The sequence below is a fragment of the uncultured Microbacterium sp. genome, assembly GCF_947488465.1.
Taxonomy (GTDB): Bacteria; Actinomycetota; Actinomycetes; order Actinomycetales; family Microbacteriaceae; genus Microbacterium.
Genome location: NZ_CANKZA010000003.1, coordinates 26,323 through 49,427, shown reverse-complemented (window position 1 = coordinate 49,427; position 23,105 = coordinate 26,323). Strand labels below are relative to the sequence as shown.

Below are 23,105 nucleotides of genomic sequence, written 5' to 3'. Positions count from 1 at the left end.
GAGAGCCTCAGCGGACCAGGCGCACCGGAACCGCGCGGAAGCCGGCGACGGGATCTTCCTCCCGCTCCGGTTCTCCCGCCAGTTCGATCCGGCCCGCTGCGAGCACCGCGCGTGTCAGCACGCGCAGCTCGGTCGTGGCCAGCAGGCGTCCCGGGCACACGTGCGCGCCGGTGCCGTAGACGAGATTGGCCGCGGCATGTGCCGTGGGGTCGAAACGATCGGCGAAGATCTCCTGGTCGCGGTTGGCGGCACGCCAGTCCAGCACGATCGTCTGCCCGGCATGCACGGGGCATCCTGCCACCGAGGTGTCCCGTGTCGCGCGTCGCCGGTTGGAGACGAACGGGTCGTCGAGGCGCAGGATCTCATCGATGGCCGCGTCAAGATCATGGTCGGATGCCGCAGCCATCCCGTCCTGGCGCTCCGGATGCACGGCCAGCCAGTGCACCACGACGCCGGTGCACAGCGCGAGCGAGCCGAGGTCCCCGCCGGTGACGTTGCGCAGGATCGACACCAGCTCTTCGTCGCGCAGCGCGGTCCCATCCTCGCGGCGCAGTGCGGTGAGCCGCGTCGTGACGTCGTTGCGCGGGTGCTCTCTCCGACGCCGCAGCAACTCCCGGATGATCGCATCGAAGCGGTGTGCCGCCTCCGCTGTCGCTCTCGGGTGCCCCGTGCGCGAGGCGACCCGGTTCTCGGCCACCCATTCCAGGAGCGGCTCCTCCCACTCCGGCAGCCAGCCCAGCCACGCCGACTGTGCGCGCACCGCGTAGCGCGCTCCCAGATCGGCCACCGCGCCGAACGGCGCACCAGCCGCGACAAGCGCAGTGACGAGCTCCGTGGCGAGCTCCTCCAGTGTGGGCAGCAGGGCCGCGACCGCGTCGGCATCCATGAACGGGTCAAGCAGCCGACGCATCTCCGCGTGTGCCGCGCCGTCTAGGCCGTTCGGGACCTGTAGATGGCGAGAGACCGCACTGGAGAAGGCCTCCGGGTCATGTGCGAGACGCACCACCTCAGCGTGGGAGCGGACGATCACACGCCCGTTCTGATCGATCATCACGGTCTCATTCGACGACATGGAAGATTCCCATCGCGCCCTTCTCGGCATCGCTCATAATATGCGTGACCAGAGGATAGTGGCCAGCCTCTGGGAACACCAGTTCCACGAAGCCGCCCTGTGCCGGCTGCATCGCGAGAGCTTGCGAGCCGCCGATATCCGAGGGCCGTAGCGTGTACGCGCCTTCGAAGAAGACGGTGTCGAACTGTCCGCCGACGACGTGGAACGACGACGCCGTGTTCGGCCCGGCATCCAGCGTCCAGACCCGCACCCGCTCCCCGACGGACGCCGGCAAGGGGCGGTACGCGTACTGATTCGCGTATCCATTGAAGACGACGAGGTCCGGCTGCTGCGCGGCGATCTTGGCGGCATCCGCCGTGCCGCTCTGCGCGCCCAGGTACAGCTCGCTCTGCACCAGCAGGTACTCCCGGTCGACGGGGGCGAGGTCGGGCGGATCGATGATGACCGCGCCGAACATACCGTTGGCAATGTGCATCGACATGGGCATCGTCGAGCAGTGATACATCCAGATCCCCGACTGGGTCGCCGTGAACGTGTAGGTCAGCGTCTCGCCGGGCTGGATCGTCCGCATGGGGACATCCGGTGCCAGCGCACCGGCGTGGAAGTCGATCGAGTGCCCGATCGATCCGTCGTTCGCGAGCGTGATCTCGAATGTGTCGCCGACCTTTCCACGGATCACCGGTCCAGGCGCGCTCCCGCCGAACATCCACCGGGTCTGCGTGACGCCCGGGGCGACATCGACCACCGCCTCGGTGACCTCGAGCGTGATCCGGTGGATCCGATCGGTGGATGCCGGGGCGAGCTGGGCCGGCCAGGCGTCGAAGTCCGCGGCGGGCTCGGCCTCGAGGTCGATGTCGTCGGCCGCCGAGGGGGCAGCGGTGCTGTCGCCGCTGTCCTGACCGTCGTGATCGTGCGCCGCGTCGCCGCCGCTCGCCGGGGCGCCCGTGACGACGACGGTGAGTTCCATACCCATCTGCCGGTGCCCGGCGATGGAGCACCAGCCGGCCAGATCCGTGCCGATGATGCCGACGTCGATCGTCTCTTCCCCGCCGGGGGCAAGACGCTGCGTGCGCACCCCGTTGGCGAAGGTCAGGTCGTGCACGTCGGCGCCGGTGTTGCGGAACGTGATGATGAGTTCGTCGCCGTACGGCACCTCGATCTCGGCGGGGGTGAACCGCATGCCCGAGACCTCGACCGTGAGTTTCGTCGTCTGCCCGCTGGCGACGACGTCGGCGCTCGACGCGGTCGTCGAAATGCCGACCGCCGCGGGGTCGGCGGCCACCCCGCCGGCCACGCACAACACGAGAACGGTGAACGCCGCGGTCACCGCGCCGACACGACGCGGTGGTGCGACCGGGGCAGCAGCCACCGGCATCCCGATGCCCACCCGGCCGCTACGGTCAGGCGTGTCCCCCTCGGACCGCCGCACGCGACGACCGGCCACGATCGCCCGCACCCCCAGGACGACGAACGCAATCACGACGCCGGCGGCGACCAACGACAGCAGCACACGGGCAACCGACGGCATCGGCAACAGGTACAACACGATCGCCCCGTTGAACGCGACGACGCGGAAGGCGGCGCCCCGATCGAGGATGTCGGCGCCGGCCTTTGCGGCGGCCGGGCTGCCGAGGGCCACCACCGGGAGCAGATAGCTCATCGCGCCGGTGAGCAGCTGGACCGCGAAACCTGCCACCAGCGGACCGAGGACGATGAGGTAATCCTCGCGTAGTGTCGTCCAGTCCGCGGCGAAGGCGGCCAGGACAGCGAGAGTGAGCGCTGCGATGACGACCCATGCGAACGCGCAGGCGAGGCTCCACCCGGCGAATGTTCCGGGCGGCATGCTCCGCGCCTGCCGTCTGCCTTCGACGCCGAGCCGCACGGCACCGGCGACCCAGACGAGCATGCCGACGGTCACGAGCGCTCGGATGCCGAGGAGCGGACCTGCCGTCGCGACGAGCAGTCCGCCGACCAGGATCGGAAGGGCGTGGCGGGCCGCGGCATCCACCGAGGGCGCCATGCGCGCATGCAGGACCGTCGGGAACAGCAGCACGAGGGTGCCGAGCGCGGTGAGTCCGATCCACCCGTAGGCGTTCAGCACGAGATGGGCTGTGACGAGCCGGTCGGTCGCGTCAGGATCTCCGAGGGCGGGCATCACCCCGCCCAGAGCGATACCGCCGAGGAACACGGCGGCAGCGGCGACGTAGTAGCGGACGAGGGGCGCGAACCGCGCTGGAAGGGCGCGCCGCATCTGCAACGTGAGGATGAGCCCGTGCGCAAGGATCGCCGCGCCCACGATGACGGCGCCGATGATGACGAGCGCGACGGCGCCGGTGAGCATGCCGGCAATGACGGCGCTTGCACCGATGCTGTGGAGCGCGAGCCGCACCGCGAGACCTGCCCGTCCCGCCGGCGCCGGCAGCCGCAGCAGCGTGTCGGAGAAGTGCTGCGACCATACGAGGATGGCCGCGGTCGCCGCTCCCAGAAGCGGCACGTGCACCATGAGCCACAGCGGCTGATCCACGAAGCGGTGGATGGTGACCGCCACGATCGTCAGGACGATCCACAGCAGGATCACCGAGTTGGTCAGTAGGTACCAGTTGCGCCGACTCATGACGGCACCTCCCGTCGCTCGGCGGTCGTGACAGTGTGCTGGTCCCGCGCGGACGAAACCACGACGGTGCCGGCGAACAGGAGTATCGCCAGGACGCCGCCGATGCCCCCGGCTTGGAGAGCGGGCACCCATCCCCACGCGTCGCCCGCGACGACGCGCACAGCGAGCGCGAGTTGCAGCAGCGCAACAGGAACGTACAAGGCCGGGCTGTATGGGATGCGCACGCGCAGCACGGCGGGGAGGATCAACGGAGCGTGGGCCATGATCATCGTGATCACGAACCCGAGGAAGATTGCGTGGGTCGCCGCGTCATAAACCGGTCCGTCCGTCTGCGCGCCGCCGCCGATCCACGCCAGGCCCGCAAACGCGAGCCACCCGTAGCCGGTGAACACGCAGACCGCGACGAAGCGAGGCAACCCGCGCTGGCGGACCGTGCCACGGACGACGTCGTGACGCACAAGCCACACGACGATCGCGACAAGGAGCGCGCCCGACGCCGGGACCGCGACGACCGGCAGGACGAGCGACAGGACGGCGGCACCCCCGAGCGCGAGCGCGAGCGCAAACAGCACGCGCTCGGCAGCGAGGCCGGGGGCCAGCATCCGCGCCAACTCGAGGCGCTCCCCCGCGATCGTCAGGACGAGGAACACTGCCATCAGGGGGACGAGGGGCGGCGCGGGGATGCCGCCCGTCCACGCGATGCCCGCCGCGACAGCGACCGCCGCGCCGATCGCCTGGATCGTCGTCGCGGTCATCGGCTGCCGCTGCCAGATCGCCCGGTACTGCAGCAGGTGGACGACGAGACCGGCGGTGACGACAGCCGCGCCGGCGGTGAGTGGAACAGGGGACAGGGTGAGCACCGACCCGAGCGCCAGCAGCGTGGGCGCGGCGTACGGCCAGCGCGCGCGCAGCGCGACGGCACGCTCGAGACTGATGAGCGCGCCGACGAAGCCGAACACGAGAAGTGTCGAATGCAGGTCGGCGAGACGCGCGCTGAGGATGACAGGCAGGGGCATGCCAATGAGCACGAGACCGGCATACAGGCCCGTGAGCATGAGCGCGGCGGCAGGGAGGACGAGGAGGAGTCGAGGTCCGGCACCGCGGCGCAGCGACGCATCCACCCCTTCAGACTAGGTGGGTTCGCCCACCGGTGGCGCGGATGTGCCGTGTTTATTCGCGGCGCCGCTTCGTGCCCGCACAGGCACGCTCAGCGCCGCCTCGGCTGCGTCGGCCTCGGCTGTCGCCGTGATCCGCTCGGCCATGCCTCGGAAGATGAATCCGTGGAACGGGAGCACGGCCAGCCAATACAACCGGCCCGCGAGCCCGGTGGGGAAGAACACCGCGCGCTGGCGGTAGCGGGCACCGGCGCCGTGCGGTTCGCACTCGAGATCGAGCCAGGCCAACCCGGGCACCTTCATCTCTGCCCGGAGACGCAGGAGACGTCCGGGGTCGACGACCTCGACGCGCCAGAAATCGATCACGTCTCCGACCGAGACCGTCGTTCGACTGCGGCGCCCGCGGGCGAGCCCGACGCCACCGACGAGGCGATCCATCCACCCGCGGACGGCCCAGAGCAGTGGTGCGGAATACCACCCGTTCTCGCCGCCGATCCCGGCGATCACCGCCCACAACCGCTCAGGCGACGCGGTCGTGTGCATGGACTGATGATCGGTGTAGACCGTACGACCGGCCCACTCCGGGTCGCTCGGCAGCGGATCGGACGGGAGGCCGGTGACCTCGGCATCCTGCCAACTCGTTTCGACCGTGTCGGCCTCGACGCGGCCGAGCGCGAGCGCCACGGCGCGGCGGTACGGGGTCAACCCGTCTTCGGGCGGCGGAATCAGGTCATCGATGTCGTGATCGTCCATGACGCAGTCGTGCACGAGCGAGGCGATGAGGGGTCGCGCGATCGAGCGCGGCACGGGCGTGACGAGGTTCACCCAGTGCGACGCGAGTCCCGGAGTGAGCACCGGCAACGGAGCGATCGCCCGCTGTGGGAGGCCTGCCTCAACGGCGTACCCGTTCATCATCTGGCCGTAGCGCAACAGGTCGGGACCGCCGATGTCGACCGCGCGTGTGACCTCGGACGGCACGCGAGCCGCGGCCAAGAGGTAGTAGAGCACATCGCGGACGGCGATCGGCTGGATGAAGTTGCGCACCCACCGCGGAGCGGGCATATACGGCAGGACGTCGGTGAGGTGCCGGATCATCTCAAACGAGGCCGATCCCGACCCGATGACGACGCCCGCTTGGAGCACCAGGGTGGGAACGCCGCTGGCGAGCAGGGTATCTCCGACCTCGACCCGCGAGCGCAGGTGCGGGCTCAAATCGACGCCGTTCGGATGCAGACCCCCGAGGTAGACGATCCGTCGGACGGATGCTGCCGACGCAGCTGCGGCGACCGTGCGAGCAGCCTCGAGATCGGTCTGCTCGAAGTCGCCCCCTTGTCCCATCGAGTGGATGAGGTAGTAGAGCACATCGACGTCCGACGCGGCTTCGGCCATCGCGGCAGCATCCGTCGCCGAGCCGGCGACGACCTCGACCTGATCGCCCCACGCGAATGCCGCCAAGCGGGCGGGATCGCGGGCGAGCACCCGGACCCGATAGCCGCCGGCGACCAGACGCGGCACGAGGCGACCGCCCAAGTAGCCCGTCGCTCCGAGGACGAGCGCCCGCGGCTCCGATCCATCGGCGCGCGGCATCGCGCGGAGTGTCTCTTCTTGCCCGGACGGATACGGCAGTGAGGTCATGCTTCTGACGCTACGCGTGTGCGGGCTCCACGCCCATCCCCTTGCGCCCGAGCCACCGCGCGTGCGAACGCCAGCGCGTCAGCGCCGACCGGTCCCGAAGATCCCGCGGATCACACCGTTCAGGATCGTCCGCGTGGTCTGGGAGCCCAGCACTTCTTCGAGCGGGCTCTTCGGGGGTGCCGTCCGGCGTGTCCGGGTCTTTGTGACCCCGGTCGATTTCATCAGCCGGTCGTACTCGCGTTGGCGTTCCTTTTCGGCCGCGGCGTCGGCCTTCGCGATCGCCGCCGTCTGTCGTGCCAGTTCCTTGTCGGCGGCTGCCTGCGCTTTCTCTGCAGCGATCCGATCCTTCTCTGCCTGCGCGGCGGCTTCGGCGGCAGCCTCCACCTCTGCGGCGGCATTCATCTTGGCGGTGAGAATCTCTCGCGCCGACTCCCGGTCGATAGGCGTGCCGTACTTCGCGAGGAGCGGCGACGCGTGCACTGCGCGTTCGATATCTGGATCGGGGGTGGGTGACATCAGCCCTTCCGGCGCGCGCAACCGGGTCCACGCGACCGGGGTCGGGGCACCCTTCTCGCTCATCACGGTGACGATCGCCTCACCCGTACCGAGCTCCTGCAGCACCCGCTCGAGGTCGTAGCCGCTGTTCGGGTAGGTGCCCACGGTCGCGCGCAGTGCCTTGGCATCATCCGGCGTGAACGCGCGCAGAGCGTGTTGGATGCGCGAGCCCAACTGCGCCAGCACATCCGAGGGCACGTCCTTCGGCGTCTGGGTGACGAAGAACACGCCGACGCCCTTCGACCGGATGAGGCGAACAGTCTGGGTGATCGCGGCAAGGAACGACTTCGAGGCGCCGCTGAAGAGCAGGTGCGCCTCATCGAAGAAGAACACGAGCTTGGGCTTGTCGGCATCGCCGACTTCCGGGAGGATCTCGAACAACTCAGCCAAGAGGTACATCAGGAACGTCGAGAAGAGCGCGGGCTTATCGGCGACCCCCGGCACCTCGAGGAGCGAAATGACCCCGCGCCCATCGACCGCGGTGCGCAGGAAGTCACGGACATCGAACTCCGGCTCGCCGAAGAAGACATCGGCGCCGTCATCGGCGAAGGTGATCAGCTCACGAAGAATGACACCCGCTGTCGCACTCGACAGTCCACCGAGCGCCTTGAGCTCTGGCTTGCCCTCGTCGCTGGTGAGCCAGCTGAGCACGGCGCGCAGATCCGACAGATCGACGAGTGCGAGCCCGTGTGCATCGGCGTAGTGGAAGACGAGCCCGAGGCTTGACTGCTGGGTCTCATTCAGCCCGAGGACCTTGCTGAGCAGCAGGGGGCCGAATCCCGAGACGGTCGCCCGCACCGGCACGCCCTTGCCGATCCCGCCGAGCGCGAAATACTCGGTGACGGATGCCGTCGGTTCCCACTCCTGCCCGATCCCCCGCGTGCGATCGAGGAGCTTTTCACTCGCCGTACCGGGGGTTGCCACGCCGGAGAGGTCTCCCTTGATGTCCGCGGCGAACACCGGCACGCCCTTCGCGGCGAGTTGCTCCGCAAGCCCCTGGAGCGTGCGGGTCTTGCCGGTACCGGTCGCGCCGGCGACGAGGCCATGCCGGTTCATCATGGCGAGCGGGATGCGGATCTGCGCACTCGGCACCGGGTCGGTGTTCACGAGCGCTCCGACGTCGAGCGTCGCCGCCTCGAACGTGTAACCCTTCACGATCGCTGCGATCTCGTCGGCGGCGAGCGGTCCGGCGGGACTCTCCGCCGTCGGTTGCTGAGGAGATGTGGCGTCCTGAGGAGTGGATGCGGGTTGCAGCTCCTCAGCATCCGACATCTCCTCAGCAAGCGGCACGGATGCGGGGGCCCCCTCACTGATGCCGGCCGCAGCGCGCGCGGCCTCGGCCTGCGCGGCGGCGAGCGCCGCCTTCGCCTGCGCGAGCCTCAGGGCGGCTTCAGCGGCATCCGCTTCGGCTTGCAGACGGTGGATTTCGGCAGCGGCGGCGTCGGGCGTGCTCATGCCGCTCAGCCTAGTGAGCGGAGCGTTCGCGTTCGCGCAGGATGTGGGGCGCAAGAGCGGCGGCCACCACGAGCGCCGCACCGATTCCGACCAGGGTGCCCCCGATGGTGTCGGTCATCCAGTGCGCATGCACGATCGTGCGCCCGAGCGCCATCAGCAGCACCCACGCTGCACCGACGAGGAGCACCCACACCCGCGGAAACAGCACCACCGCAACGGCGGCGATCGTCGCGGCGTTCGCGGTGTGTCCCGAGGGGAAGGAGCCCTGGTCGGAGAGCACCAGGATGTCTTCCGGACGCACACGCCCGAAGACGACCTTGAAGATCTGCACGAGCAGCGCGCTCGCGAGCGACGCCGCCAGGAAGTACACCGCCGACCACGGACGGCGCGCGATCACCAGCACGAGGGCGAGTCCCAGAGGAATCGCAAGGGCGGCGACCCACCCGCCGCCGATGACATTGAGCGCCATCGACACGCCGAGGAAGGCCGGCGCGATCGCTGCCACGTAGCTGTTCCACCAGGCATCCACGTCCACGAGCTCGACATCGACGACCACGAGGATGCCGAGGACCGCGGTCGCGGCGATCAGCGTGAGCCCGATCAGGAGCCACTGCAGTCGAAACGTGATCTCGAGATCGGTGATCCGCTCGGCGGGGCGTTGCTCAGTCATCGCCCCATTGTGCCCGACGACCTACGGCGCGAGGCGTTCGACAGTCCGGGGGCGCACGATCAGCCAGAGCGAGAGCAGGCCGATCACGGAGCACCCCACCATGACGGAAGCCATCGTGGTCGCGGTGATCCCGGCATCCTTCGCGAGCCACCCGACGACCGGCGAGATCAGCCCGGCAATGCCGAAGTTGCAGGCTCCGAGAATGGATGCCGCCGTCCCGGCGGCCTTGCCGTGCCGGTCGAGGGCGAGCACCTGGGTGCACGGGAACGTGAAACCGCACGCTGTCATGAAGAAGAACAGCGGCACGATGGTGCCCCAGAGACCGAGACCCATCTGGTCGGTCACGATGATCGCGGTCGCCGCAACCAAGAGGGTCGCGGTCGAGAAGGCGAGCACCCATTGCGGCCCGAACCGTGCGGCCAGCCGCGACGCCGTCTGGACACCGATGACGAGTCCGATGGAGTTCACCGCGAACAGCAACCCGTACTGCTGCGCGTCGAACGCGTAGGTCTCTTGGAAGAGGAAGGACGATGCCGAGAGGTAGGAGAAGAGCCCGCTGAAGGTCATCCCACCGATGATCAGGACGCCGACGAACACGCGGTCGCTGAACACGCTCTTGTAGCGCTGGAGCACGGTGTCGGCCCCCCGGTCTTGCCGGCGCGCGCGTGGCAGCGTCTCGGGCACCAGGACGATCGCCGAGACGAGCATGACGGCACCGTAGATCGCCAAGACGACGAAGATCCCCCGCCAGGACATCACGGACAACAGCGCCGATCCGATGAGCGGTGCGACGACGGGCGCGACACCCGAGACCAGCGCGAGGCGGCTCAGCATGACGACCAAGCGCCGTCCGCCGAACAGGTCGCGGACGATCGCCATCGCCACGACGCCACCCGCGGCGGCGCCCATCCCCATCGCGACGCGCGCGATGCTCAGCAGCTCGAGGCTCGGAGCGAGCGCCGCAGCGATGCTCGCCAGCACGTGCAGTGCCGTCACGACGAGCAGCGGAAGGCGGCGGCCGACCTTGTCACTCAGCGGCCCGACGACGAGCTGCCCGAGGGCGAAGCCGATCATCGTGCCGGTGAGGGTCAACTGGATCGCCGCGGCGCTCGTGCGAAAGTCTTCCTGCAGCACCGGGAAGGCGGGGAGATAGAGGTCGATCGTGAACGGTCCGAGGGCCGTGAGCGCGCCGAGCAAGATGATGTAGACGACGCGCCGCGGGGTCGAGATCGCATCACCGGGATGCAGCACGATGGGCGCCGTGGCCGGATTCGCGCCGATCGTGCGGATCGCGCCGGCGGGCGAGCCCGCACGGGGGAAATTGTTCGCAATGGGGAGCGAGCCGGTGTCGAGCACAGTGTCCAGACGGGGAAGGAAGCGGAAATACGGGCAGTTCGCGGGTCGGGAGTTCGCGGCGCGGAACCACAGGCGATCGTCTCGAAACGATTCGAAGGTCCCCCCAGCTTAGCCGCCTCCCCGCCCTGGACCCCACTCCGGCGAATAGGATTGTCGGTGTCCGGACGCTCGATCCGGCGAAGACAAGGCCGAGATCACTCCCATGACCCCAACGACCTCGAACAAGCGTCAGAGCGGAAACCCCGCGACTCAGGCGAAGATCGAACTCACCGTCAAGCAACAGCGTGAGCAGCAGAAGCGCGAGAAGCTGGCGGAATATCAGCGACAGGTTGCCCGCCGCCGGCGGACCGGGCTCATGTGGTGGATCGTGGGCGGCACGGCCGGTGTGGTCGTCGTCGGGCTGATCGTCGCCTCGCTGGTCTTCGGCCCGAAGGCCGCGCCCACCTACTCGATCGGCGGTGACGGCGCACAGATCGAGGGCGTCGAGACGTTCTCGAACGAGACGCAGCACGTCGAGGGCACGGTCGACTACCCGCAGACGCCGCCCGCCGGCGGCCCGCACAACCAGTACTGGCTCAACTGCGGAATATACGACCAGCCGCAGGCCAACGAGAACGCCGTCCACTCCCTCGAGCACGGTGCCGTGTGGGTCACCTACGACGCCGAGGCGATCACGGCGGAGGACCTGGATGCCCTCAAGGCCCAGTTGCCGTCGACGTACACCCTTCTCTCACCTTTCGAGGGGCTCCCCTCGCCGATCGTGTTGAGCTCGTGGAACGCGCAACTCCAGCTCGACAGCGCGACGGATACCCGCATCCCGACGTTCTTCGAGGAGTTCTGGCGCAACCAGAACGTCCCCGAGCCGACCGCCGTCTGCTCGGGTGCGATCGACGGGCCCGGCAAGCAGTCGTGACCGACGACGCGACACCGCGCACGCTCCCGCCGTGGTGGGCCGTGCTGCTGGTGGCGATCGCGGTCACCGGGCTCGCGTTCGCGATCGGCCGGTTTTCGACCTTCGGTGCGGCCGCGAGCGCGCCGGGTAGCGACTCAGCCGAGGCCGGCTTCGCCCGCGACATGCAAGTCCACCACGGGCAAGCCGTCGAGATGGCGATGCACTCCTACCGGGCAACGGACAACCCGGACATCCGTGTCCTCGCGTACGACATCGCGACGACGCAGTCCGGACAGAAGGGCGAGTTCTACGACTGGCTCGTGAAGTGGGATCTGCCGCAGGCGGGAGCCCCCCTCATGTCGTGGATGGCCGGTTCGTCCCATGCCCACGGTGACCCCGCGGCATCCGAGAAGGACCTGCTCGCAGAGATGGGGATGGCGACGGCCGAGGAGCTCGTCGCCCTGCGCGCCGCGAGCGGAACCGAGGCCGACTGCCTGTTCCTCTCGCTCATGACCCGTCACCACGAGGGAGCCCTGCCGATGGCGCAGGCACTCCTCCAGCTCGGCAGCGAACCCCGGGCCCTCCAGGTCGCTGAAGGCGTCATCGCGACACAGTCCGCCGAGATCGACCTCATGGCCACGCTCCAGCGCGGCCTCGCCTGCGCGTCCTGATCAGCTGCCGGCGCCCCGACTCGTCTCGGCCCGATACGCGTTGCTCTTGTGTTCCATGGATCACCCTAGAGCCGGCACACACCGACGGGCGGTGCGAACAGTGCCGCACCGCCCGTCGTCGTGGTGACGCTCAGCCCTTCGTGGCGCCGGCGAGCAGACCGCGAACGAAGAATCGCTGCAGCGCGAAGAACACGACCAGCGGCACCATGATCGAGATGAAGGTACCCGCCGCCTGCAGGAACCACTGGCTTCCCCACGTTCCCGACAGCGAGTTCAACGATTGCGTCAGGGGCAGCGACGACGATGGCGCGAAAATCGTCGCCACGAGGAGGTCGTTCCACACCCAGATGAACTCCAGCACCGCGAACGATGCGAGCGCCGGCGCCGACAGCGGCAGGATCAGCCGGAAGAAGATCTGACCGTGTCCGGCGCCGTCCACGCGCGCAGCTTCGATGACCTCGTGCGGGATCTCGGAGATGAAGTTGTGCAGCAGGAAGATCGCAAGCGGCATCGCGAAGATCGTGTGCGCGATCCACACCGTCGCGAACGAGTGCTCGATTCCGCGCAGCTCGAAGCCCGGGAAGATCCCCACTCCGTTGATCTCCAGTCCACGCGAGAACAGACTCAGCAGCGGCACGAGAGCCATCTGCAGGGGGACGATCTGCAACGCGAAGATGAAGACGAAGAAAAAGTTGCGGCCCTTGAAATCGATCCAGGCGAACGCGTACGCGATGAGCGCGGCGACCGCCAGAGCGAACATCACGACGGGGATCGTGATCGCCAGCGAGTTCAGGAACGAGGCGCCGAGCGTCAGCGCGGTGCCGCCTGACGTGAGCGCGAGGCCGTAGTTCTCCAGCGTGAAGTTCGGGTCGACGAACACGGTCCACCAGCCGGTGGACTGCGTTTCGCTGCCAGGACGGAACGACGTGACGAACAGGCCGAAGGTCGGGATCGTCCAGACGAACGCGATCACGAGGGCGGCGATCGTCGCCCCGCGCGAAGTCATGCGCTTTCGGGCCATGGCTTCGGTGCGGCGCGTGTCGCGCGCCACCTGGCGGGCCGAGCGGCTGTCCACGACAGGCTCGATGGCTTGGATGGTCATCGGATCTCCCTCTGCTTCCGCAGCTGGTACACGTTGAAGACGATCAACGGCGTGACGAACAGGAACAGCACGACGGCCAGCGCTGCGGAGTGTCCGTAGCTCTGGAACCGCTGCTGCTGGTTGACCATCTCGAATGCGAGCACGGTCGTGTTCGCGCGACCGCCGGTCATGACCGCGACGACGTCGTAGACCTTGAGTGCGCCGATGGCGATCGTCGTGAACACGACGATCAGGGAGGAGCGGATTCCGGGGACCGTCACATTCGTGAAGCGCTCCCAGGCGTTCGTCCCGTCGAGTTGCGCCGCCTCCATCTGCTCGGCAGGCACGGCCTTGATCGCGGCCGACAGGATCATCATCGCGAGGCCAGTCTGGCTCCAGATGAAGACGACCAGCAGCAGGAAGGTGTTGATGAGCGGCTGCGCATCGAGCCACGACACCGGTGCCCCGCCGAACGCCGTGACGATCGCGTTCAGGATGCCGACCTGATCGCCCTGGCGGTAGTCGTAGACGAACTTCCAGATGATGCCGGCGCCGACGAACGAAATCGCGAACGGCATGAAGATCAGCACCTTGAGGTACTTCTCGCCGCGGGCCTTGTCGATGAAGACGGCGTAGGCGAGCCCGATCACTGTCGCGAATGTGGGGGCCAGGAGCACCCAGACGAGCGTGTTGATGACCGACCAGAAGCCCTCGGGGTTCGTGAACACCCACTGGTAGTTCTCCAGCCCCACGAACTCATCGCCGGTTTTGTCGAAGAACGACTGGATGACGGTTGCGATCGCCGGGTAGATGAGACCGATCAGCAGGAGGATCGAGGCGGGAGCGGCGAACAGAATCAGCTGGAACAGGTATCCGGCGCCCTGACGCGAACGGTAGTCGGCGTAGAAGAGGACAGCGCCGAGGATCACCGCGATGCCGACGACCCACACGACGGCGTTCTGATACGGGCGCAACAGCATGAATGCCAGCGTGGGAATCGCGAAGCACGCGACCAGGCGCAGCCAGAAGTAGAAGCGCCCGGGCCGCGGCGCGTACTCGATCAGCAGGAGGATGAGCCCGACGACCGCACCGAAGACCACCAGGATGATCGGGATCTGAATGATGGGGCTGAGACCACCCAACCAGGTGAAGAAGCTGTTCAGCGAGAAGCCCAGCGAGACCGGGCGCGCTCCCTCCACGGGTGCGCGCGTGATCATGAACAGGAAGAGCGCGACGACGACGATCAGCCCAACCGCGACGATGATCGCGGAGGTCGAGCGGCCCCCCGTGGGGCGACGGCTCGGCGGTGCGTCGGTGGAGCGGACCGCCGGTGGAGCGGCAGTGTCGGTGGTATCGGACATGGAAACCCTTTCGAGTACGACAGCGGACTCTGTGGTTCATCGTGGCCCTCCGTCGCGCGGAAGGCAAGACCGGTGAGTCGCCGGTGATGCGATAAGTGTGACGGGCGGGGCTGCCCCGAAGGAGCAGCCCCGCCTTCGTCGATCAGACCTTGAGAACCGTCAGTTCTCGTAGCCGGCCTGGATGTCGCTGAGCACCTCGTCGGTAGCCTTGCCGTCGATCCAGTTGACCATGCCCTTCCAGAACGAGCCCGCACCGACAGTCGCCGGCATCAGGTCGGACGCGTCGAAGCGGAGGGTCGTGGTCGGGTCCTGCAGAACTTCCATCGCCTCAGTCAGGAAGGGGCTCGACGCCTTCGAGGGGTCAGCGCCCTTGTTGGCCGAGATGACACCGCCGAGCGAGACGCGTGCGTCTGCCCACTCCGGAGTCGACATGTACTCCACGACCTTCTGCACGGCCTCCGAGTCGGAGAACGCGGCGACGAACTCGCCGCCACCTTCGACCGAGAGCTCACCGGCCGTGACGCCCGGCATGATGAACGCGTAGACGTCACCGTCGGGGGCGACCGTCGGGGTCTCGCCATCTGCGTTGGTCACCGTGAGGAAGTTCGCCGACAGGAACGATGCCTGGTGCGTCAGCGCACACGTGCCGTCGGCCACCTTGGCGGCGACGTCAGCGAATGCCGTCGAGTTGATGCTCTTGACGTCACCGAAACCGGCGTTGACGTAGTCGGGGTTGAGAAGAATCTCACCGACCGCGTCGAACGCGTCCTTGATGGGCTGGTCGGTGAACTTCACGTCACCGGCGACCCACTGGTCGTAGACGTCCGGACCGGCCTGGCGCAGGACGAGGTCCTCCACCCAGTCGGTGCCCGGCCAGCCCGAGGCGGCATCCGAAGCGAAACCGGCGCACCACGGTGCCGTGCCCGTCTTCTCCTGGATCGTCTTGGTCAGCGCGAGCATGTCGTCCCACGTTGCGGGCGCCTCGACGCCCCACTCAGCGAACTGCGCCGGCGAGTACCAGATATAGCCCTTGAGGTTTGCGAGCATCGGCGCCGCGTAGAACGTGTCGTCGAACGTGCCGTACGACTTCCAGTCGGCACCCCAGAACTCGTCGACGTTCGCGTTTGTGGCCTCAGATGCCGGCTGCACCTCGCCCGTCTCGACGAGCGTCTTCAGCAGACCCGGCTGCGGGACGATCGCGATGTCGGGAGCGTCGCCACCGGCCACCTTCGTGACGATGTTTCCTTCGAAGCTCTTGTCACCCGTGTAGACGACCTCGATGCCGGTGTCCTCGGTGAACTGCGCGAACGTTTCGTTCAGCGCGTCCGCTTCCGTGCCGGTGATGCCACCGGAGATGCGGACCGTCTCGCCAGCACCGCCAGAGCTTTCGGGAGTTGCCTCCCCTTCGGCGCATCCGGCCAGAGCGAGCGTGGCGATGGTGACCACTCCAAGCCCCAGGAAGATACGGGGCCGAGCGGCCGACCGAAATCCATTCATGTGTTGTCTCCTCTTCGAGTCACGCGCGCGGAAAGAGCGCGTTGATCGGTTCACAATTTCGGGAACCGGTTCCAGACCACGCTATAGGAGCAATACCGCCCGGGCAATGCGCGCAGGGTCACAACCCGATAACGGCGGGTCAACCCGGATGGGACCGCTCCCATACGCCTGCAACCGGTTCCATAAATGGTTGCAATCCGTTAGTGTGCTCTTCAGACTCGAGGAGGAGCAGAATGGCAGGGATTGCGGAGGTTGCCGCGCGCGCCGGTGTCTCGAAAGCCACCGCGAGCCGCGCGCTCAGCGGCGGCGGGTATGTGTCCGACGCGACGCGCGAGACGGTGCGTGCCGCAGCGGCCGACCTCGGCTACGTTCCGTCGGCCGGCGCCGTCGGGCTCGCGACGGGCAAGACCCAGAACATCGGCGTGGTCATGCCCTACGTCAACCGCTGGTTCTTCGCCGAAGTCCTCGAGGGAATCCAGCAATCGCTGCTCTCACACGGCCTCGACCTGACGCTGTACGACGCGAAGCCGGGCACGGCCGGCCGCGCGCGCATCTTCAACGACTTCCTCGCGCGCAAGCGCTTCGACGGACTGATCGCCGTGGGGCTTGACCCCGCCGATCATGAGCTCGATCAATTGACCCAGATCGGGCGCCCGATCGTGAGCGTCGTCGGCGCGGGCGACCAGACGAGTGTCGTCGCCGTCGACGACGACTCGGCCGCCTGGCGCGCAACGCAGCACCTGATCACGCTCGGCCACACCGACATCGCCTTCCTCGGCGGCGGTGACCGCGGCGGCATGCAGTGGGCGCACGTGGATCAGCAGCGCCTCGCGGGGTACCGGCACGCGATGCGCGACGCGGGGCTCGCGGCATCTGAACGACACATCACCTCGGACGTGACTTTGCCCGGCGGCTACGCAGTCGCCGCCGACCTGCTGGCCGATGAGCGCGGACGCCCGACGGCGATCGTCGCGGTGTGCGACGAAGTCGCGATCGGCGCGATCATCGCCGCGCGGCGCCTCGGCGTCCACGTGCCGTCGGATCTCAGCATCGTCGGGATCGATGACCACGAGTTCGCCGAGATATTCTCCCTCACGACTCTCCAGCAGATCCCTCGCGAGCAGGGCGCCGCCGCGGTGCAGCTGCTGCTGGCCGAGATCGCCGATCCGACGCGGCCTCCCACGCGCGACCTCATGCACGCGCGCATGATCGTGCGCACCTCAACTGCCGCGCCGAACTCCTGACAACGACGAAAGCCCCCGGCGAACCGGGGGCTTTCGTGTGTTCGCGCATTCGCGCGAGCGGGATTACTTCAGGGTGACGGTCGCGCCAGCCTCTTCGAGAGCGGCCTTGGCCTTCTCGGCAGCTTCCTTGTTGGCGCCTTCGAGGACGGCCTTGGGAGCACCGTCGACGACAGCCTTGGCCTCGCCGAGGCCCAGCGAGGTGAGCTCGCGGACGGTCTTGATGACCTGGATCTTCTTGTCGCCGGCAGCCTCGAGGATGACGTCGAACGAGTCCTTCTCTTCCTCGGCCTCGGCGGCGCCTGCGCCACCGGCCGCGCCGGCAACGGCGACGGGAGCCGCAGCGGTGACCTCGAACTTCTCCTCGAACGCCTTGACGAAGTCGTTGAGCTCGACGAGGGTCAGACCCGCGAACTGCTCCAGCAGCTCCTCAGTGGTGAGCTTTGCCATGATGTATCTCCTAGATTGATGGGGTTGTGGGGGTGAGAACGCCGGTCGCTTACGCGGCCTCGGCGGTCTCCAGCTTTTCGCGAAGCGCGTCGATGGTCGCGGCAGCCTTGCCCATCGTCGCCTTCATCATGCCCGCCGCCTTCGCCAACAGAACCTCACGGCTCTCGAGCGAGGCGTACTTGTTGACCTCGTCGGCGGTGAGGGAGTTGCCCTCGAACACGCCGCCCTTGATCACCAGAAGCGGGTTGGCCTTGGCGAAGTCACGCAGAGCCTTCGCAGTGGCGACGAAGTCACCATGCACGAATGCGACGGCGGACGGCCCCTTGAGGTCGTCATCCAGCGCAGAGATCCCGGCCTTGTTGGCCGCGATCTTGGTCAGCGTGTTCTTCACCACGGCGTAGTCGGCGTCCTGACGAATGCTGTTACGCAGCTGCTTGAGCTGGGCAACCGTCAGACCGCGGTACTCGGTCAGCAGTACGGCGTTCGAGTTCTCGAAGTTCTTCGTGAGCTCGGCGACCGATGCATCCTTCTGCGCCATGGTCACTCCTTGTATGTACGAGACGTCTCGCGGTGGCGGGACGCCAGCTAGACGACCACCCTCACAACAAAAAAAGCTCCGGCGCATGCGCACGGAGCTTCACTCGGGTTTCCCCGGAGGAGATCTATACACCTGCGCGGGCCCCTGCGTTGCAGAGTTTCATCGGCATCCGCTTTCGCGCACACCGAGACCAGCGGTCTTTGGCTTACTCCCAGTGTACGACGGCTCACGGCGCCTGCCAAATCCGCCCATGGGCACTTCTCCCCACTGCGCCACGCGCCCGTCCGCCGCACCGTGGACCTGGGAAGAGGAGGACACATGGTCGATCTGAGGGTGGACACCGGCCGTAGACGGCAGTTGCGGCAATCGCGGTGGTTCCACATCTAAGACATCGAAAATGCGCAACAACGTGTCCAGCCGAGGATTCGCGTCGCCTCCTAGAGGCATCTGTCCTCGTTCAAGATACGCGTAGGTGTCGACCGATAGCCCGGCATCAAGGGCGACCTGTTCCTGCGAAAGATGCCGCGCGAGTCGAATCGACCGGAAAGCTTCTCCGATTTGCAATGCGGCTTCGTGACGTCGCTGCGCATGCCGTCGCTCATCCACTCAGGACCTCCTCCCGCAGGGGCAGACGAGAACCACTTCTTAGTAGACACCACGCCCCAAGTACTCCGATATCCACCAAAAGGCTGATAATGATGCCAGCGGCTCGATGCACGGCACGCTCGCGACTTCTGCAGTTTCACCTGGATCACCCGCCAGCATCCCGGCTTCCCGGCCCCCGAGGCTGGCTCGTTGACTACATCGCTGAACGATCCCCTTACGGGCATGCGATCTGGGCTGACGCCTGTGACCGAGTGTTCAGTGCGTGCTGTATAGTTCAGTCCATGCTGACTATTGCTTCGCGTCTCGACGTGATGAACCGCCTGGGTCGTGCTCTGGCCGACCCCACTCGATCCCGGATCATCTTGACCCTGCTCGACCATCCCGCTTACCCGGCGGAACTGGCCCGAGATCTGGACCTGACACGCCCGAACGTGTCCAACCACCTGGCATGCCTGCGCGATTGCGGGATCGTCGTCTCCGAGCCCGAGGGTCGTCGGACACGATATGAGATCGCCGATTCGCACCTGGCGCAGGCGCTGACGGCACTGGTCGATGCCACCCTGGCAGTGGACGAAGACGCCCCGTGCATCGATCCCGCCTGCTCGCTTCCCGGATGCGACGCAGCTGGGGAGGGCGCATGATCCTCACCTCGGTCTTGCAGGCGATGGGCCTGTTCGCAGCGACCAACATCGACGACATCATCGTGCTCTCCCTCTTCTTCGCGCGAGGGGCAGGCCAGCGCGGCACTACCGCCCGCATTCTGGCCGGCCAGTACCTCGGATTCGCCGGCATCCTCGGTGCCGCGGTCCTGGTGACCATCGGTGCCGGAGCATTCCTGCCCTCGGCAGCCATCCCATACTTCGGTCTCATCCCTCTGGGCCTCGGCCTCTGGGCCGGATGGCAGGCCTGGCGCGGAGACGATGACGACGATGACGACGAGGCCAAGGTTGCCGGCAAGAAGGTCGGCGTGTGGACAGTCGCAGGCGTCACCCTTGCCAACGGCGGCGACAACATCGGCGTCTACACCCCTGTCTTCCTCAGCGTGGAACCTCTCGCAGTAGTCGCCTACTGCATCGTCTTCCTCGCGCTCGTCGCGGTCCTGGTGGCCCTGGCAAAGTTCGTCGCCACCCGCCCCCCGATCGCCGAAGTGCTCGAACGCTGGGAGCACATCCTCTTCCCCATCGTTCTCATCGGCCTCGGCATCGTGATCCTCGTCAGCGGCGGAGCCTTCGGACTCTGACGTAGCGGCAGCGATCCAAACGGCCCCGACCGGGCGCACCCCTCTCGGTTCAGACCGCGACACCTACCTGCAGCCAGTCCTGCGTGATCGCGGCAACAAGACCGCCACGGAGCGCTGCAAAAACCCCGCCACCAAGCGAACGAAGCCACAGCGTTGTTCGTCGGCGTGTCGTGCGCCGTTCGACGTCGGCGCCGGCCGCGCCGTAAACGATCAGTTTCGGCCGGTTGCGGAAACCTACAACCACGCCAGGTGCGAAAGTGTGAAGGTGATTCTCCGCATAGCGGCCGTTCAGGCCGAAGCCTCCACGGGTGGGGTCGACCACAACATCGCAAAGGCCGTCGACTTCATCCAGCGAGCCTCCGCGGAAAAGGTCGACGTCATAGTGTTCCCCGAGGCTTTCGTAACGGGCTACGACGACGCAGCTTTCACCGGACCGTTGCCTGCATCAAAGGACCTCGACTGGCTCGATCCGGTGCAGCAAGCCGTCGACGAGACGGGAATGCTTGTAGTTCTCAACACCGCCCTTGACCGGGGCGGATCGTCGACATTGACGGACATCGTTCTCGCACCCGGTAGCGGCCCGGTCCTGGCGTACGACAAGCAGCACCTCTATGACAGCGAACGCCGCTGGTTCACTGCCGGCGATCATGGGTGCTCGCTATCCGCGGGTGACTTGAAGTTGGGGTTGTCCGTCTGTTACGACGCGAATTTCCCGGAGCATGCGGCCGAGGCTGCCGTCAACGGTGCGATCGTGTACATCAACAGCGGCGCGTACTTCCCTGGAGGCGAACACCGACGCGACTTGTGCACTATGCCGCCCGAGCACTCGACAACGGCATGTACGTCGTATTCAGTGGCCTCATCGGAGGCACCCATCAGTTCATCGGCGGATCCGCCGTGTTTAACCCGCTTGGTCAACGTATCGCTCACGTTCCCACCGCCGAGGGCATGGCCATAGCTGACATAGATCCCGACCTCGTGTCCCGGATCCGCTCGGAGCAGCGCATGTGGGCTGATCGCCGAGCGGGCCTCGGCGAGTACGAACACCACTCCCGACATCGCCGCATTCCCCGCCGCTAACGTCCGCCGAAACGGGGTTCCGATACGGCTTTCCGGCGGGCTTCTTCGCGCCTGACGCGCGAGGCGGTCAAAAACGATCGTTTTCGGCGGGCCGACTAGAACCCGCGTGTCGGCTCACCAGTAAGAAGCGCGTCTCTGAGGCGTTCCTTCGCTTTGGCGTACCGGCTACGCGCAGTCGAGGCCGGTATGCCGACAACCGCTGCCGCTTGGGCGAGGGTGAGCCCCTCCCAATAGACCAACTCGATCAGCTCGCGTCCCCCGGCCGGGAGACGCGCGATCGCGTCTCTGGCTTCAAGCCCGTCATCGGCACCAGCGTGACTGTCGCGAGTTGGGACGGCACCCCGTAGCCGGTCGATCAGCGCCCACCGACGACGCTCCCCCCGCCCGTAATTGAGCGGTACGCCCCGAGCGATGCCGAAGAGCCACATGCGCACTTCTTCGGGGCGCGACGGTGCGTCTCCGACCCGACGCCACGCTGTGACCATCGTCTCGCCTAGGAGGTCCGGCGCATCGTCGACCGCAACCCTGCGCTGGAAGTAGCCGAGGAGGGCGGGTGATGCTTCGACGACCGCGGCTGTGAGCGCCTTCTCCTTTCGGCTGCTCACTCGGTCACCGCATCGCACCGCACCGAGTCCCACACCATGACCTCGCCTCGCGAGGCTCCCTGTGCTGCGGCGTGCCCTCGGTGTGGCTCCTGCTCGGCCTGCACCGCTCGGGGAGGCGTCTGGCGCGTGCAGCCGGGTTCTGGGCCGGCCTCCCCTACCGACAGGGCCGCCGCTCCCCGACCCGCGGTGACTGGTTCGCCGTGCGATTCCTCGGCTTCTCCTCCGACCTCTTCCTCCGCCTGATCACCTCAGCGCTCGCCGGCCTGGCCGCGATCTTCACGGTCACCGGCGTCGTCCGCGGCATCGCGATCGGCCAGGATGCGTGGGAGATCGTGCTCTGGACGTGCTGGTCGATCGTGTTCATCGCCGTGTGCATCGGCCAGTTCGGAGGCGTGCAACGCATCCAGAACGGCTATCTGCCCCGCGATCCCGCCTCCCTCACCCGCCGCGGCTGACCCCACCCCGTCCCCTGTTTCGACCGAATCATGGGATCCGGACGAGTGCCGCGGGAGGTGGGTATGCGGGCAGGGGAAGGGCGGGCGAGATGCTCGTGGCGCAGAGTGTCGGGTCCTTCGGTGGGTCGGGCCCGGGTTAGCCTCGAAGACATGACTCCGGAAGGCATCGCGCGCATAGCCCCGGACCTCGCGGCACGTGTCGTCGCCGATTCGCGCGACCGCGTGGGGTGGATGCGGGCACGTGCGCGCGGCATCACCGCGACCGATGTCGCCGGACTCACGAGCCCCGCCGCGATCGCTCGCGCCGCCGACGCGAAGCTCGGCGGCGGATCCGGATTCTCGGGAAACGCCTACACCGACCACGGCCGCCGGCGCGAGCCGGAGATCGCCGCGTGGGTGGCGGCGACCCACGGCATCCATCCGTCGTCCGCCCTCTTTCACGCCGTCGTGGAGAAGCGTCATCTCGCGACACCGGACGGACTCGCCGTCGACGCCGACGGCCGCGTGACGCTCTGCGAGATCAAGACCACGAACAAGACGTGGCGGTCGATCCCCCGCACCTACTTGCGCCAGATCTGGTGGCAGCAGCACGTCCTGGGCGCCGAGCGCACGCTCGTCGTGTGGGAGGAACACGACGGGTTCGTCCCCGTGGGCGACGAACCGCGATGCGCGTGGATCGATCGCGACGAGGCCGAGATCGACACGCTCGTCGGCCTCGCCACCGACCTCATCGATGAGCTCTATCGCCGCACGACCCAGCGGCCGCTGCCGCCGCGTCCGGTACGGGCGGATGCGGCACCTCGCCGATCGCGCGAGCCGTATCGCGCGCTGGCGCTCGCAGACTGATCGCTCCCTCCGACCCTCGACGTATCGCCCGATAGTTGACATGGATCAACGACAGGAATATAGTTGACCG

At 67.3% G+C, this 23,105-nt stretch carries 22 protein-coding genes and 1 pseudogene; 9 read left to right on the top strand and 14 right to left on the bottom strand.

The features are described from left to right. Positions 1-7 precede the first annotated feature (7 nt). From Q0653_RS07820 to Q0653_RS07790, 7 genes are all read right to left on the bottom strand, one after another. Entirely contained in the window at positions 8-1,051 is a 1,044-nt protein-coding gene (locus tag Q0653_RS07820) for a cytochrome P450 (RefSeq protein WP_298944380.1), read from the bottom strand. Between the two features lie 7 nt (positions 1,052-1,058). Then, entirely contained in the window at positions 1,059-3,686 is a 2,628-nt protein-coding gene (locus Q0653_RS07815) for a multicopper oxidase domain-containing protein (RefSeq protein ID WP_298944000.1), read from the bottom strand. Further along, the gene (locus Q0653_RS07810) at positions 3,683-4,807 is read right to left on the bottom strand and encodes a hypothetical protein (protein WP_298744829.1); all 1,125 of its coding nucleotides are present in this window, start codon (positions 4,805-4,807) and stop codon (positions 3,683-3,685) included. Before Q0653_RS07810 ends, Q0653_RS07815 begins: the two co-directional genes overlap by 4 nt. Before the next feature lie 9 nt (positions 4,808-4,816). After that, positions 4,817-6,436, bottom strand: a complete 1,620-nt coding sequence (locus Q0653_RS07805; protein ID WP_298943998.1) for an SDR family oxidoreductase — start codon at positions 6,434-6,436, stop codon at positions 4,817-4,819. 78 nt (positions 6,437-6,514) lie between these two features. Continuing rightward, positions 6,515-8,446, bottom strand: a complete 1,932-nt coding sequence (locus Q0653_RS07800) for a helicase HerA-like domain-containing protein (protein WP_298943996.1) — start codon at positions 8,444-8,446, stop codon at positions 6,515-6,517. 10 nt (positions 8,447-8,456) lie between these two features. Then, the gene (locus Q0653_RS07795; RefSeq protein WP_298943994.1) at positions 8,457-9,116 is read right to left on the bottom strand and encodes a phosphatase PAP2 family protein; all 660 of its coding nucleotides are present in this window, start codon (positions 9,114-9,116) and stop codon (positions 8,457-8,459) included. A gap of 21 nt (positions 9,117-9,137) precedes the next feature. Then, the gene (locus Q0653_RS07790; RefSeq protein ID WP_298744837.1) at positions 9,138-10,472 is read right to left on the bottom strand and encodes a multidrug effflux MFS transporter; all 1,335 of its coding nucleotides are present in this window, start codon (positions 10,470-10,472) and stop codon (positions 9,138-9,140) included. 202 nt (positions 10,473-10,674) lie between these two features. Here Q0653_RS07790 and Q0653_RS07785 point away from each other — a divergent pair, with 202 nt between their 5' ends. Further along, entirely contained in the window at positions 10,675-11,385 is a 711-nt protein-coding gene (locus tag Q0653_RS07785; protein ID WP_298943991.1) for a DUF3105 domain-containing protein, read from the top strand. Continuing rightward, a complete protein-coding gene (locus tag Q0653_RS07780) occupies positions 11,382-12,035 on the top strand; it encodes a DUF305 domain-containing protein (protein ID WP_298943990.1) in 654 nt (217 codons plus the stop codon). Before Q0653_RS07785 ends, Q0653_RS07780 begins: the two co-directional genes overlap by 4 nt. Positions 12,036-12,165: 130 nt before the next feature. On the opposite strand, the gene Q0653_RS07775 is transcribed toward Q0653_RS07780, so the two are convergent. The 3 genes from Q0653_RS07775 to Q0653_RS07765 all read right to left on the bottom strand — a co-directional run bounded on the left by Q0653_RS07775 (position 12,166) and on the right by Q0653_RS07765 (position 15,974). Beyond that, positions 12,166-13,137, bottom strand: a complete 972-nt coding sequence (locus Q0653_RS07775) for a carbohydrate ABC transporter permease (RefSeq protein ID WP_298943989.1) — start codon at positions 13,135-13,137, stop codon at positions 12,166-12,168. Then, positions 13,134-14,477: a sugar ABC transporter permease gene (locus Q0653_RS07770; protein WP_298744847.1), complete on the bottom strand. Its 1,344-nt coding sequence runs from the start codon at positions 14,475-14,477 to the stop codon at positions 13,134-13,136. The genes Q0653_RS07775 and Q0653_RS07770 overlap by 4 nt, the downstream gene beginning before the upstream one ends. Before the next feature lie 159 nt (positions 14,478-14,636). Then, positions 14,637-15,974, bottom strand: a complete 1,338-nt coding sequence (locus tag Q0653_RS07765) for an extracellular solute-binding protein (protein ID WP_298744849.1) — start codon at positions 15,972-15,974, stop codon at positions 14,637-14,639. Positions 15,975-16,207: 233 nt separating this feature from the next. On the opposite strand from Q0653_RS07765, the gene Q0653_RS07760 reads away from it, so the two are divergent. Further along, positions 16,208-17,218 carry a LacI family DNA-binding transcriptional regulator gene (locus Q0653_RS07760; protein WP_298744851.1) on the top strand — a complete coding sequence of 337 codons (1,011 nt, stop codon included), beginning with the start codon at positions 16,208-16,210 and terminating at the stop codon, positions 17,216-17,218. Positions 17,219-17,281: 63 nt separating this feature from the next. On the opposite strand, the gene rplL is transcribed toward Q0653_RS07760, so the two are convergent. From rplL to Q0653_RS14065, 3 genes are all read right to left on the bottom strand, one after another. Further along, a complete protein-coding gene (rplL, locus tag Q0653_RS07755) occupies positions 17,282-17,665 on the bottom strand; it encodes a 50S ribosomal protein L7/L12 (RefSeq protein WP_298744853.1) in 384 nt (127 codons plus the stop codon). A gap of 49 nt (positions 17,666-17,714) precedes the next feature. Then, positions 17,715-18,203, bottom strand: a complete 489-nt coding sequence (gene rplJ / locus Q0653_RS07750) for a 50S ribosomal protein L10 (RefSeq protein WP_261606698.1) — start codon at positions 18,201-18,203, stop codon at positions 17,715-17,717. 159 nt (positions 18,204-18,362) lie between these two features. Continuing rightward, on the bottom strand, positions 18,363-18,809 hold the full coding sequence (locus Q0653_RS14065; protein WP_366521972.1) for a helix-turn-helix transcriptional regulator: 447 nt from the start codon (positions 18,807-18,809) through the stop codon (positions 18,363-18,365). 281 nt (positions 18,810-19,090) lie between these two features. On the opposite strand from Q0653_RS14065, the gene Q0653_RS07745 reads away from it, so the two are divergent. From Q0653_RS07745 to Q0653_RS07730, 4 genes and pseudogenes are all read left to right on the top strand, one after another. Next, positions 19,091-19,450: a metalloregulator ArsR/SmtB family transcription factor gene (locus tag Q0653_RS07745; RefSeq protein ID WP_006590980.1), complete on the top strand. Its 360-nt coding sequence runs from the start codon at positions 19,091-19,093 to the stop codon at positions 19,448-19,450. Beyond that, positions 19,447-20,049: a cadmium resistance transporter gene (locus Q0653_RS07740; RefSeq protein WP_078919667.1), complete on the top strand. Its 603-nt coding sequence runs from the start codon at positions 19,447-19,449 to the stop codon at positions 20,047-20,049. The genes Q0653_RS07745 and Q0653_RS07740 overlap by 4 nt, the downstream gene beginning before the upstream one ends. Before the next feature lie 259 nt (positions 20,050-20,308). Continuing rightward, positions 20,309-20,773 (top strand): annotated as a pseudogene (locus Q0653_RS07735) (carbon-nitrogen hydrolase family protein); the annotation flags it as partial. Positions 20,774-20,886: 113 nt separating this feature from the next. Next, complete coding sequence (locus tag Q0653_RS07730) at positions 20,887-21,129, top strand: hypothetical protein (RefSeq protein ID WP_298943980.1); 243 nt, start codon at positions 20,887-20,889, stop codon at positions 21,127-21,129. Positions 21,130-21,224: 95 nt separating this feature from the next. Here the strand turns inward: Q0653_RS07730 and Q0653_RS07725 are convergent, their stop codons facing one another. After that, complete coding sequence (locus tag Q0653_RS07725) at positions 21,225-21,734, bottom strand: sigma-70 family RNA polymerase sigma factor (protein ID WP_298943978.1); 510 nt, start codon at positions 21,732-21,734, stop codon at positions 21,225-21,227. A 71-nt stretch (positions 21,735-21,805) separates the two neighbouring features. On the opposite strand from Q0653_RS07725, the gene Q0653_RS07720 reads away from it, so the two are divergent. Both Q0653_RS07720 and Q0653_RS07715 read left to right on the top strand, forming a co-directional pair. After that, on the top strand, positions 21,806-22,189 hold the full coding sequence (locus Q0653_RS07720; protein ID WP_298943976.1) for a hypothetical protein: 384 nt from the start codon (positions 21,806-21,808) through the stop codon (positions 22,187-22,189). Between the two features lie 150 nt (positions 22,190-22,339). After that, the gene (locus Q0653_RS07715; RefSeq protein WP_298943974.1) at positions 22,340-23,035 is read left to right on the top strand and encodes a YqaJ viral recombinase family protein; all 696 of its coding nucleotides are present in this window, start codon (positions 22,340-22,342) and stop codon (positions 23,033-23,035) included. Positions 23,036-23,105: the final 70 nt, after the last annotated feature.

What these genes read in the sequence shown, in the direction of transcription:
- Q0653_RS07770 (WP_298744847.1), bottom strand. Translation starts at nt 14,477, where the DNA reads ATGTCCGATACCACCGACACTGCCGCTCCACCGGCGGTCCGCTCCACC.
- Q0653_RS07715 (WP_298943974.1), top strand. Translation starts at nt 22,340, where the DNA reads ATGACTCCGGAAGGCATCGCGCGCATAGCCCCGGACCTCGCGGCACGT.
- Q0653_RS07775 (WP_298943989.1), bottom strand. Translation starts at nt 13,137, where the DNA reads ATGACCATCCAAGCCATCGAGCCTGTCGTGGACAGCCGCTCGGCCCGC.
- rplL (WP_298744853.1), bottom strand. Translation starts at nt 17,665, where the DNA reads ATGGCAAAGCTCACCACTGAGGAGCTGCTGGAGCAGTTCGCGGGTCTG.
- Q0653_RS07765 (WP_298744849.1), bottom strand. Translation starts at nt 15,974, where the DNA reads ATGAATGGATTTCGGTCGGCCGCTCGGCCCCGTATCTTCCTGGGGCTT.
- rplJ (WP_261606698.1), bottom strand. Translation starts at nt 18,203, where the DNA reads ATGGCGCAGAAGGATGCATCGGTCGCCGAGCTCACGAAGAACTTCGAG.
- Q0653_RS07745 (WP_006590980.1), top strand. Translation starts at nt 19,091, where the DNA reads ATGCTGACTATTGCTTCGCGTCTCGACGTGATGAACCGCCTGGGTCGT.
- Q0653_RS07785 (WP_298943991.1), top strand. Translation starts at nt 10,675, where the DNA reads ATGACCCCAACGACCTCGAACAAGCGTCAGAGCGGAAACCCCGCGACT.
- Q0653_RS07740 (WP_078919667.1), top strand. Translation starts at nt 19,447, where the DNA reads ATGATCCTCACCTCGGTCTTGCAGGCGATGGGCCTGTTCGCAGCGACC.
- Q0653_RS07730 (WP_298943980.1), top strand. Translation starts at nt 20,887, where the DNA reads ATGTACGTCGTATTCAGTGGCCTCATCGGAGGCACCCATCAGTTCATC.
- Q0653_RS07820 (WP_298944380.1), bottom strand. Translation starts at nt 1,051, where the DNA reads ATGATCGATCAGAACGGGCGTGTGATCGTCCGCTCCCACGCTGAGGTG.
- Q0653_RS07800 (WP_298943996.1), bottom strand. Translation starts at nt 8,446, where the DNA reads ATGAGCACGCCCGACGCCGCCGCTGCCGAAATCCACCGTCTGCAAGCC.
- Q0653_RS07815 (WP_298944000.1), bottom strand. Translation starts at nt 3,686, where the DNA reads ATGAGTCGGCGCAACTGGTACCTACTGACCAACTCGGTGATCCTGCTG.
- Q0653_RS07795 (WP_298943994.1), bottom strand. Translation starts at nt 9,116, where the DNA reads ATGACTGAGCAACGCCCCGCCGAGCGGATCACCGATCTCGAGATCACG.
- Q0653_RS07760 (WP_298744851.1), top strand. Translation starts at nt 16,208, where the DNA reads ATGGCAGGGATTGCGGAGGTTGCCGCGCGCGCCGGTGTCTCGAAAGCC.
- Q0653_RS07805 (WP_298943998.1), bottom strand. Translation starts at nt 6,436, where the DNA reads ATGACCTCACTGCCGTATCCGTCCGGGCAAGAAGAGACACTCCGCGCG.